General features: G+C 47.1%; 13 protein-coding genes. 5 read left to right on the forward strand and 8 right to left on the reverse strand.

Going from position 1 to position 10,055, the window contains the following annotated elements; translation table 11 throughout:
* Positions 1-816 carry an Rpn family recombination-promoting nuclease/putative transposase gene (locus KJS63_RS24460; RefSeq protein ID WP_213621487.1) on the forward strand — a complete coding sequence of 272 codons (816 nt, stop codon included), beginning with the start codon at positions 1-3 and terminating at the stop codon, positions 814-816.
* A 93-nt stretch (positions 817-909) separates the two neighbouring features.
* Here the strand turns inward: KJS63_RS24460 and modB are convergent, their stop codons facing one another.
* From modB to KJS63_RS24500, 8 genes are all read right to left on the reverse strand, one after another.
* The gene (gene modB, locus KJS63_RS24465; RefSeq protein WP_068613092.1) at positions 910-1,569 is read right to left on the reverse strand and encodes a molybdate ABC transporter permease subunit; all 660 of its coding nucleotides are present in this window, start codon (positions 1,567-1,569) and stop codon (positions 910-912) included.
* A 29-nt stretch (positions 1,570-1,598) separates the two neighbouring features.
* Positions 1,599-2,387: a molybdate ABC transporter substrate-binding protein gene (gene modA, locus KJS63_RS24470; RefSeq protein WP_213621474.1), complete on the reverse strand. Its 789-nt coding sequence runs from the start codon at positions 2,385-2,387 to the stop codon at positions 1,599-1,601.
* Between the two features lie 294 nt (positions 2,388-2,681).
* Positions 2,682-3,167, reverse strand: a complete 486-nt coding sequence (locus KJS63_RS24475) for an effector binding domain-containing protein (protein WP_213621475.1) — start codon at positions 3,165-3,167, stop codon at positions 2,682-2,684.
* A 30-nt stretch (positions 3,168-3,197) separates the two neighbouring features.
* Entirely contained in the window at positions 3,198-4,064 is an 867-nt protein-coding gene (locus KJS63_RS24480; RefSeq protein WP_213621476.1) for a sigma-70 family RNA polymerase sigma factor, read from the reverse strand.
* Positions 4,065-4,321: 257 nt separating this feature from the next.
* Entirely contained in the window at positions 4,322-5,224 is a 903-nt protein-coding gene (locus tag KJS63_RS24485) for a sensor histidine kinase (RefSeq protein ID WP_244862759.1), read from the reverse strand.
* Between the two features lie 21 nt (positions 5,225-5,245).
* The gene (locus KJS63_RS24490) at positions 5,246-6,007 is read right to left on the reverse strand and encodes an ABC transporter permease (RefSeq protein WP_213621477.1); all 762 of its coding nucleotides are present in this window, start codon (positions 6,005-6,007) and stop codon (positions 5,246-5,248) included.
* Positions 6,000-6,923: an ATP-binding cassette domain-containing protein gene (locus KJS63_RS24495; RefSeq protein WP_213621478.1), complete on the reverse strand. Its 924-nt coding sequence runs from the start codon at positions 6,921-6,923 to the stop codon at positions 6,000-6,002. The genes KJS63_RS24490 and KJS63_RS24495 overlap by 8 nt, the downstream gene beginning before the upstream one ends.
* 83 nt (positions 6,924-7,006) lie before the next feature.
* The gene (locus KJS63_RS24500; RefSeq protein WP_213621479.1) at positions 7,007-7,699 is read right to left on the reverse strand and encodes a response regulator transcription factor; all 693 of its coding nucleotides are present in this window, start codon (positions 7,697-7,699) and stop codon (positions 7,007-7,009) included.
* 183 nt (positions 7,700-7,882) lie between these two features.
* Between KJS63_RS24500 and KJS63_RS24505 the strand changes: the two genes are divergently transcribed.
* The 4 genes from KJS63_RS24505 to KJS63_RS24520 all read left to right on the forward strand — a co-directional run bounded on the left by KJS63_RS24505 (position 7,883) and on the right by KJS63_RS24520 (position 9,964).
* Positions 7,883-8,662: a MerR family transcriptional regulator gene (locus KJS63_RS24505; protein ID WP_244862760.1), complete on the forward strand. Its 780-nt coding sequence runs from the start codon at positions 7,883-7,885 to the stop codon at positions 8,660-8,662.
* On the forward strand, positions 8,652-9,002 hold the full coding sequence (locus tag KJS63_RS24510; protein ID WP_213621480.1) for a DMT family transporter: 351 nt from the start codon (positions 8,652-8,654) through the stop codon (positions 9,000-9,002). Before KJS63_RS24505 ends, KJS63_RS24510 begins: the two co-directional genes overlap by 11 nt.
* A complete protein-coding gene (locus tag KJS63_RS24515; protein ID WP_213621481.1) occupies positions 9,002-9,316 on the forward strand; it encodes a DMT family transporter in 315 nt (104 codons plus the stop codon). Before KJS63_RS24510 ends, KJS63_RS24515 begins: the two co-directional genes overlap by 1 nt.
* Positions 9,317-9,595: 279 nt before the next feature.
* Entirely contained in the window at positions 9,596-9,964 is a 369-nt protein-coding gene (locus KJS63_RS24520; RefSeq protein WP_213621482.1) for an AlbA family DNA-binding domain-containing protein, read from the forward strand.
* Positions 9,965-10,055: the final 91 nt, after the last annotated feature.

Raw genomic sequence — 10,055 nt, forward strand, 5'->3', positions numbered from 1 at the left:
ATGTGTCACAAACGGATTTTTGGCAGTGAGGAAAATCGGGACGTTCTGCTTGCATTCTTGAACAAGACCTTTATAGAAGCTGACAGACCACCTTTGACAGAGATTATCCTGTTAAATCCTTATACCGAAAAGGACGCTCCCCGCGACAAACAGTCGATACTTGACATTCGCGGTAAAACAGCCGATGGGGAGCTTATCAACGTTGAAATGCAATTATTCAACAAATATGATACCGAGAAACGCACCCTTTTCTATTGGAGCAAGTTATACAATGGACAGCTTCAAGAGGGCCAGTCCTATAAAATGTTGAAGAAATGTGTAACCATCAACATCCTGAACTATTCATTTCTGCCCAACGACCAATATCATAACGTTTTCCATCTCCGTGAAGATCGAAGCGGTATTTCGCTTGTAGATGACTTAGAACTGCATTTTCTCGAATTACCTAAGCTTGGCGATCATGCGGCTCCTGTAGGGAGCGGAGGGTTAGTTAACTGGTTACTTTTTTTGAAAGGTGTCGATAAATCCAATTGGGAGGTGCTGACGATGAACGAGCCTGCTTTGAAGAAGGCAATGGACACGCTGGAATTTCTTAGTCAGGATGCTGAGGCACGCCGATTGTACGAAGACAGACAGAAATATCTGCATGATGAAGCTTCCATGATTGAAGGAGCATTGGCTGAAGGCGAAGCCCGCGGGGAGAAAAGAAAAGCGGTCCAGATGGCTTTAGGGCTGCTCAAGCTTGGGGTAGATACAGCTATTATAGCTGAGGCCTCCGGTTTGTCTGAAGATGAGATCATTGCTCTAAAAAAGTAAACTAATATTATATGGTGAAGAGCAGAAAGCAAAATAAAATTGCCCGTCGTCACTGACACTAGGTCAGATGATAACGGGCAATTTGTTTAAGCTTTATTTGGCGAAGCGGTTCGAGAGCAGAAGCATAAGGAAGGAGAAAACAATCATGGACCCGGCCCATGCCCATGCTAACTGCATGCTTCCTCCGTCCATGGCCACATATATAGCTGTCGGAATTGTCTGGGTTTTCCCTGGAATATTTCCGGCAATCATTAAGGTTGCACCAAACTCCCCGAGGCCGCGGCAAAAACCCAGGATGTACCCGGCCGTCAAGGAACGGGCGGCCAAAGGGACAGAGATGTAACGAAGGACCTGCCATTCCGTGGCACCCATCGCTCTGGCCGAATCTTCAAGCTCATGATCAATGCTTTCGAATCCGGCTTTCATCGAACGATAAGCAAGTGGGAAGGCCACGACGACCGCAGCGATGGCAGCTGCCTCCCAAGTAAAGACAAACGGATGGCCGATTAAGTTCTCGTATATTTTGCCAATCCAGCTCTTTCGGCCAAAGCCGACAAGAAGGATAAACCCGATTACGGTAGGCGGCAGCACGAGCGGCAATAGCAGGATTGCCTCTACGATACTTTTGCCAAAGAATCGCGCCTTCGCCATATACCAGGCGATGAAGACAGATAATAGGAAAACAAGCACACTTGCCGTTATTGAGATTTGAATTGAGAGGTTAATAGGTTCAAAAAATGCTATCCAGTCCATAATATTTATTTTATCCTAACCAGCATTTCTTATGGCAAAATAAATCCGAATTTTTTGAAGACTCCACTTGCCTCTTTGGATTGGAGATAGGCATAGAATGCTTTTGCTTCTTTGCTGTGCTTGCTCCCTTTTACCACACCAGCAGGATATACGATTGGCGTATGTACATTAGAGGCAATTCGGAGAGCGATCCTCACTTTTTTCGAGGTGAGCGCATCGGTTTTGTATACAAAACCGGCTTCAACATTTCCAGTTTCAACATAGGTTAATACCTGACGTACGTCCTTCGCATAGACAAATTTGTCCTTCAGAGCGTCCCAGGTTTTGCGGGCAGTCAGCGTTTCTTTGGCATACTGTCCTGCAGGCACAGACTCTTGCCCGATGGCTATCTTTTTAATATCATTTCCTGTCAGGTCCTTCACTGTGGTGAATGTACGTTTCGAATCGATGGGAACCACCATCACCAATTCGTTACGGAGGATCGTTTTGCTATCTGAAATTAAACCCTCTTTAACTAAGGCATCCACTTGCTTCTTGCCAGCTGAGAAGAAAAGGTCTGCAGGAGCCCCTTGCTCAATTTGTTTCTGAAGTGTACCGGAAGACCCATAGTTGAACGTTAAATTGATATCTGGATGTTCCTTCTCATAATTTTTTTCAATTTCGCTTAGGCTGTCCTTAAGGCTGGCAGCTGCAGAGATCAGGATCTCCGTTTTGTCTTTTGCTGCAAAAGCTGGCTGAACCGGTGCAGCCATCGTTGTAAGTAAAAGGGCCAAGCTTAATACTCCATACAAAACTTTTTTCAACAAAATCTCCCCCATGTTCAAAAGTTCATTACTTGTAAATGATAGTAACACAGGAAAGTTTGTTTTTGTATTGTTTAATGATGTTTAGTTTGATTTTCAGAGTAAATTATTACACAATTAGTACAATTTAAAATATATATAGTTATATTTAATTATATCTAGTATATTATACGCTCCATAACTCACTGTTTTATATTAAAGAGATGATACTGAACATAGATGGAAAAGAAGAGCCTTCGACCCAAATAGGGTCAAAGGCTCTGTGTGTGTTCAAAGACATAACCGGAACATGAAGAGAGACTATGAATGTTATGATTTCCGGATTACCGGTATCCACACTTCGGCCTCTGCGTCGGCCGGATTTCCGTTTAACAAGACTTCGGCAATCGGGCCTCCGCTGTATTCGTAAGGGAAATCACCAGTAAGTACCCCTGCGAATGCCTGGTCTTCAAGTTTGTCGAAGGCAAGGCGGGACAACCCGCCCTGACCGCTTAGGATCAGATAGTGGCTTTGGGGGAACAACACCTCTTCCGTTCCGTCTACAAGGGGCTGGGTGGTCAGGACACCGGCATAGTAGAACGTACCGTTATCCTTCGCGGCTACTACCCCATATCCATATTTGCTCTCTGCTAGGGGGTGAAGCAGGGCCAGTTTGCCGCTTTGAATAGCAGACATGAAGAACTCGGTCTTGGGAGCTGAATAATTATCGGCGTGAATGACCGCCTCTTCATTCAGCATGGCTGGAAACCCTATGAAACGAAATGCATCCTTTTCTTCTACCCTGTAATTGCTCATCTTGCTGATTCCTCCTTGTTAGGTTGTTTTTCAATTGTCCAACAGTTTTAAATCGAGTCTGCTGATACGTATGGAATCGGAGATCAGGTCGATTTCGGCGATCTTTCCCTGCCGTATGGCATATTGGAGCACGTACTGCAGCCGCCCTCCAGGGGCCACGATTACCCCGACGGAGCCGTTTACCAGAGCAGGCTGTGAAGCCTGGATACGTCCCGCCACTTGCTGGGCTAGATGCTGAGCCCCATGGGTGATACGCAATTCTCCGCCCTGACGGTCGTCCCGGAGTACGACATCCGGGTCGAGTACAGCCAGCAGCCGGTCAAAGTCGGCATCCCGAGCCGCAGCGAGGAAGGCTTCGATCAGCTCGCGTTGGTAAGCCAGCGCGGGCTTGTCTTCTTCCGGGCTGTCTCCTCTCACCCGGCGGCGTGCACGGCTGGCCAGCTGCCTGGCGGCCGTCTCGGATTTGCCAAGGATAGCGGCAATTTCGGTGAAGGGGATGGCGAAGATGTCGTGCAGGACAAAAGTGACACGTTCAGACGGATTCAGATTGCCCAGCACAACAAGCATTGCGAGTCCGACCGAATCCGCCAGCAGAGCCTCTTGTTCGGGATCACTGTCTGGATGATTCATGAAGGAATGGGACGAGTGGGCTTCGACCGGCTCCTCACGCCGCGATTTGCGTGTCCGAAGCATGTCGAGGCAGATTCGGGAGACCACGGTGGTCAGCCATCCGCCCAGATTCTCTATAGCTCTGGAATCCGACAGGCTAAGCCGCAGCCAAGCTTCCTGAACCGCATCCTCTGCCTCGCTCCAGGACCCCAGCATCCGATAGGCTACCGCGAGAAGGTGCTTGCGGTTCCCCTCAAATTGTTCTGCTATATGCTCCTGTGCGTTCATCTTTCCGCTTCCTTTTCACTTTAATGTTGTATTCATTAGTTTGACGAATGGCAATTCGATTATGTGACAGGCTTTTATTTATATCAGACCTAAAGGGGAGATTATGGAGCAGTTCTGAAATGTTCGGGATGATTTTAAAGACCGGATCGAGAAGTTTTTGAAAAGAGGGGGAGGGTCTCTTAGGAGCTTTCTAGAGGGATCAGAAGACTGCAGAGAAAGATTGTATGGATGAGATTATAAATGGATCGGCACCTGCACTAAGGGGAGTTATATACGTCCCATTGGCAAGTCATCCGCAGCTGATCCCCTTGCAGCTCTGCAGTTAATGTTCCCCCCATCTTGTTCATCAGACTTTTGGCGATGGAGAGACCAAGTCCCGACGTCTGGGCCGATCGGGCGCGGTCTGCGGTATAGAACCGGTCAAACAGAAGGCTGACATCGCTTCCGGCCAGTTCCTTCGCCTCGTTGACAATTGTCAATGAGACGGACTCCCCCTGCCGTTCAAAGCTGATTTCGACCTGATCTCTAGCATATTTGGCTGTATTGACCAGCAAATTTTCTGCTACCCTGCGCACAGCCGATTCGTCGGCGTAGATGTTTACTCTTTCCTTCGTTAAGTGTATGGTCGGCGTTATTCCTTGTTCATTGAACAGATCGTAATAACCGACCAGAATATCGGAAATCAGGCCGGTCATTTCAAGCTTTTCAGTTTTAAGATAATCATCCGGTGATTCAATAACGGCAAGCTCAAAGAAGTCGTTCAGCAGCGCCTGTAGACGCTTTGTCCGATTTTTGACGATCCCCACATATTCACGCTTTTCCTCTGTCGTTATGTTGTCCGCCTCCAGCAATTGAATATATCCCAAAATGGAGGTCAAAGGGGTACGGATATCATGGGACATGTTTACAGCCGCTTGCCGAAATTCCCGCTGTATACGTCTCTTTTGAGCTTCCGCCTCGACGATCAAATGAGACTGACGATTAATTTGTCCGGCAAGCTCTTCGAGCTTTTGATCAAAGAGTGCCACGTCGATTTTCTTTCCGGTAACTCCTTCATTATAGCTGCGCAATTGCTCTGTCATCCGTCCCAGTTCCCGCCGCAGCATCACCAGGCGGATCAGCAGGAGAGCTGCCACCAAAATCATGATCAGAATAAGCAACAAGCTCTCCCCCTCCGTCTCTTATTTAATATCTTTTCTCCGGAATACGAGAATGCCCAAAATTGCAGATACAGCAATTGTCAGTAGCGGCGCAATCAGAAGAGCAGGCCAATCCCCGCTTTCGATGGTGAGCCGGCCGATATCGCCAGTCAGTTTGAAGATAGAATATTTGTACAACGTTTCAACAAATTCCAGCTTTGAGCCTATGCCCGCCAGAGCTACATCAATGATCAGGAAAAAGATCATAGAGAAGCCGATCGTTTTGCCGCTATCGGTAAGAATTGCGGTAAACAGTGCTCCGATGGCCGCGTAAGCTGCGGTATACAATATGGTTAGAACGAGCACCCGCAGCAGGAATATCGCCCCACTGCCCTCTGGCAATTGCCCGAAACCCGAAAGCAATGTGACTTCGACCGTGCTGACGATAGGGAAAACAAGCGAAATTGCCGCTGCCCCGATTGCGAATACGGTCAGTTTTGCCATATACAGCCGTCCTCTTGTATTGCCTGATGATGCGATCGTCTTCATAACGCCGGTCGCATATTCATTGGAGATGAAGAAGCCGGCCAATACCGCCACGCCGAATTTGATGACATAGGCATTGCTCGTAAGGAAGGTGAGCAGGAATTCGGCGCCTGTAAACTGCGGCTTCCCGCTTGAACGGTGATCGAAGTAATACAGCAATGGATAGGCAAGCGATAGGACGGTAAGCGCGATTAGCAGCGTCCAGAACGAACGATTCTTACGGAGTTTGAATAACTCCACCCGGATCAGATTATACATGAGGAGTACCCCCGATCCGTTTCGTAAAATAGCTCTCCAGGTCTTCGCCCATCGGCATAAACTTCTCGATTTCTAGCCCGGCCGAGAATAACGCCGACGACAAATGACTCGGCTTCTCCATCTGGCTGTACAGCTTGATGGCTCCGTCCTGCAGCACTTCAAAATCGGCCGTTCCCAGTTCATTCTGTATGACTGCGGCCGCCTTGCCCGGATCGTTTACTTGGATATAGATGTACTGCTGACATCTTTCGTTTAATTCATCGGCAGTCAGCTGCTCCAGCAATTTCCCACGATGGATGATCCCGTAATGGCTGGCCATCAAATGCAGTTCGCTTAGAATATGGCTGGAGATCATGATCGTTATGCCTAGTTCCCGGTTTAACGTCTTTAGCAGTTCGCGCATTTCGATAACGCCCATCGGATCGAGACCATTGGTTGGCTCATCCAGAATTATAAACTCGGGGTCGCCGAGCAGCGCAATTGCAAGACCCAGTCGCTGCTTCATACCCAGGGAGAAATTTTTGGCTTTCTTGTTACCGGTCCCTTCCAGTCCAACCTGCTTCAGCATTCGGGGAACACAATCCTTGCCGGGGATGCCCCGCAAAATCCGGTTTGCCTCCAGATTCTCGTGAGCGGTCATATGGGGGAACAGGGCGGGGCTTTCAATGATCGAACCCATCCGCTTGCGAGCCTGGATCAAGGCCTGCTCTCCGCTTGCACCAAACAGCTCCAGTGATCCTTCGGTCGGAAAAGCGAGTCCGGTTACAAGGCGGATTAACGTAGACTTACCTGCGCCATTTTGTCCAATAAATCCGTAAATTGCACCTTTGCGAATGGACAAGTTGACTTTATCGAGCGCTTGATGGCCTTTGAATTTTTTGGACAGATTATTTGTTTTTAGAACATACTCTTGCATGTTTCTCTTGGCCTCCTTTGTGTGATAGACCAAGTATAGAAATGAAATCATAAGAGAAGCTAAAGCCAAAACTTAAGAATGTCTTAAGCCTTGAGGCGATAGCCCATTCCCCATACCGTCTCAATAAACTCACATTCCGGAGCCTCTTTGGCAAGCTTGCCCCGCAAATTGCTCATATGAACGTTGATGATGTTGTCGTCGCCATAGAAGTTCTCCCCCCATACCCGCTCGTATAAGTTGGCCTTCGTGAACACCTTCTTTGGGGCTGACATTAACAGTCCTAAGATTTCGAACTCCCGTGCTGTGAGATTCAGCTCCGTTCCGTTTACTGTTACCGTCATGGTGTCCCGATCAAGCACAAGGCCTTTATGCTTCAGCACGTTAGGTGGAGCCGGCTGCCCAATGCGGGCATACAAATGCAGTTGAGAATCAATCCGGGCTGAGACTTCCTCGATATCAAAAGGTTTTGTAATGAAATCGCTGGCCCCTCCACGCAGGACGGACACCTTGGTTTTGGGCTCACCTTTGGCTGAAATAACAATAACGGGCATATCGTCACGCCCTTCAATTTGGAGCAGCAATTCTTCACCTGTCATTCCAGGCAGCATTAGATCAAGAAGCAGCATGCTCCATTGACGCTGCCGAAGATAGAGCAGGGCTTCCGTACCTGAGAAGGCGGGCTGCGGAATATACCCGCTTTTTTTAATGATACTGCACAACAATTGGCTGATGTCGTTGTCGTCTTCTGCAACGAGTATATGGATCGGATTGTTCATAGGTTCTCCTTATGTTGATTATGACTCCCTGATTTTACCATAGTTGAAACAACGTATCGATTACATAAAATCCACAGCCTCATCCGGCTGTGGATTTTTTTCCCTCTCCCTGCAATTCCATACTCCAAAGACTTGACTCTCACGTAAACTGGAGACTGTATACTGTTGTTGAGAGGTGAAGCCATGATGTACAGCATTGGTGCATTGTCCAAGAAAACCAATATATCTATAAGGACATTGAGGTACTATGATGAGATCGGTTTATTGAAACCTGCAAAGGTAGCTGAATCGGGCTACCGGTACTATTCCAATGAGGAGATCAAAGTGCTCCAGCATATAGCTGCATTGAAGGAGCTCGGTTTTACACTAGGAACCATCAAGGAAATGTTGTCCGCAGGGAAGGATTCGCAGCAGGGGCACCGCTGGAAGGATTATCTGGATTTTGAGCTGGCAGCAGTTAGAAAAGAAAAGAACCGTCTGGATGAGCTGGAGAAGCTGCTGCAAATCGCAAGTTATGCCTTGGAAATGAAGGGGGAGATCGAAGCGGAGGATATCTTTCTTTTTATTAAGGCGCTTCAATCCCCCTCTGAAATTAGAGAGACGTTTCTTGCCCAGCACTTTTCAGAGCATGAAATTGAAATTATTAAAAACCTGCCGGACCTCAGCTTGAACGATCCCCGAAGCATGGAATGGGCGAAGCTGATTCGAAAGGTTAAGGAGAATATGCATGAACCTCCTTCTTCTATCATTTCTCAGAAGCTTGCGGAGGAAATTCTGGAGATATCCATGGAATGGTTCCAGCAAGACGAGCAGCTCATTGACAGGTATTGGTCATTGATCCGCCCCGAAGAAGGGACGGAAGCGAAGGTGTACGGAATGGATGCCGATGTAATGGATCATATCGAGCAAATTGTTGATTATTATTTAAGCCATTTAGAGGAGGGGGACGGCAATGGCAGCTAAATCGTATAAGCGGATAAGCGAGCCGAGAGCATGGGCTTATGTGCTCTTGGGGGGACTGCTGGAGATCGTGTGGGCAAGCGGATTCAAATACGAGGCCATTCCTGGCCTTATCGTTCTTGGCGCCGTGTTGGCAAGCTTTGAGTTAATTGTTCGGGCAACCAGAACTTTACCGGTTGGAACGGTGTATGCGGTGTTTACAGGAATCGGAACTTTGGGCACGACGATGATGGAAATGGTGCTGTCTGGCGGTGCGATTAGTATTCAGCGGATTGCTTTCATTTTATTGTTGTTAGCCTGTATCATTGCTTTGAAATTGTCTGGGAAAGGAAGTGAGGCTTAATGGACTGGATGTTGCTTATTGCGGCTGGCTTGTTGGAGATTGTCGGGGTAATCGGCATTAAACGCGTAGCCAAGGATAATAATTGGACTAATAATATCATTCTCATTGGCGGGTTCGTCCTCAGCTTCCAGCTGCTTATCAGAGCCATGGAGACCATACCGCTGGCGACGGCTTATGCGGTTTGGACGGGGATTGGGTCAGTGGGAGCTGCCATTGTTGGAATGATCTTTTTTAACGAGTCAAAAAGCTGGCTTCGTATCGGCTCTATTTTGGGAATTATCTTTGCTGTTATTGGGTTAAAGATGGTTGGGTAATATGGGGTTCCTGCTATTGCTGAACTGGTTGTGATCCAATGTCGGAATAGGTTGTATGTATAACCTAAGATCCGAAGAAGTACAAGTTAATGGAACGTAGTTCATCCTCGCTCTTTAAGCATTTTAAGATGCCCAGCAAGATCAACCTAGCAGATCCGTTTTTAATAGTACAGTTGTTGAAGAGCATATAGCGGAGCTTATGTGTGATATCAGTATAAATCGGCTATAATGTAACATAATGGATAATTATTGTGTGTCAAGCTAGTGAGGTGAGAAAAGTTGAATCGTACAGAAGAGTATCTCAGAAGTCTCCTAAGCGAATTGTGTAGTTTACCATATGAAACTGGATGGGTTGAATTTAAGCATAATAATAAGGACCATGAAAGTATAGGGGAGTATATATCAGCTTTGAGTAATTCCGCAACCTTAGAAGGTAAGAGTCATGCATATATGGTTTGGGGGGTTAAGGATGATAGTCATGAAGTTATTGGTACTACTTTTAATCCCTTTAAAAGTAAGATAGGTAATGAGGAGTTAGAAAGTTGGCTTCTGAGGCAGTTATCCCCGCGTATTCTATTTGTGTTTCATGAATTAATTACACACTTGGGGAAAGTGGATCGTCTACACTTAGTTGGACAGAAAAAATAAGGGCTTGTAGAATAAACCTATCATGCTAAGGAGCGGATCTCTACAATGCCAAAACAACAACGACGAACCTTCACCTCTGAATTTAAAAAGA

The organism is Paenibacillus sp. J22TS3, from assembly GCF_018403205.1.
Classification (GTDB): domain Bacteria; phylum Bacillota; class Bacilli; order Paenibacillales; family Paenibacillaceae; genus Fontibacillus; species Fontibacillus tuaregi.

Bases quoted from the DNA above. Each gene is read 5' to 3' on its own strand.
- modA (WP_213621474.1), bottom strand. From the start codon at position 2,387: ATGGGGGAGATTTTGTTGAAAAAAGTTTTGTATGGAGTATTAAGCTTG.
- KJS63_RS24495 (WP_213621478.1), bottom strand. From the start codon at position 6,923: ATGCAAGAGTATGTTCTAAAAACAAATAATCTGTCCAAAAAATTCAAA.
- KJS63_RS24475 (WP_213621475.1), bottom strand. From the start codon at position 3,167: ATGAGCAATTACAGGGTAGAAGAAAAGGATGCATTTCGTTTCATAGGG.
- modB (WP_068613092.1), bottom strand. From the start codon at position 1,569: ATGGACTGGATAGCATTTTTTGAACCTATTAACCTCTCAATTCAAATC.
- KJS63_RS24510 (WP_213621480.1), top strand. From the start codon at position 8,652: ATGGCAGCTAAATCGTATAAGCGGATAAGCGAGCCGAGAGCATGGGCT.
- KJS63_RS24500 (WP_213621479.1), bottom strand. From the start codon at position 7,699: ATGAACAATCCGATCCATATACTCGTTGCAGAAGACGACAACGACATC.
- KJS63_RS24515 (WP_213621481.1), top strand. From the start codon at position 9,002: ATGGACTGGATGTTGCTTATTGCGGCTGGCTTGTTGGAGATTGTCGGG.
- KJS63_RS24460 (WP_213621487.1), top strand. From the start codon at position 1: ATGTGTCACAAACGGATTTTTGGCAGTGAGGAAAATCGGGACGTTCTG.
- KJS63_RS24490 (WP_213621477.1), bottom strand. From the start codon at position 6,007: ATGTATAATCTGATCCGGGTGGAGTTATTCAAACTCCGTAAGAATCGT.
- KJS63_RS24480 (WP_213621476.1), bottom strand. From the start codon at position 4,064: ATGAACGCACAGGAGCATATAGCAGAACAATTTGAGGGGAACCGCAAG.
- KJS63_RS24505 (WP_244862760.1), top strand. From the start codon at position 7,883: ATGATGTACAGCATTGGTGCATTGTCCAAGAAAACCAATATATCTATA.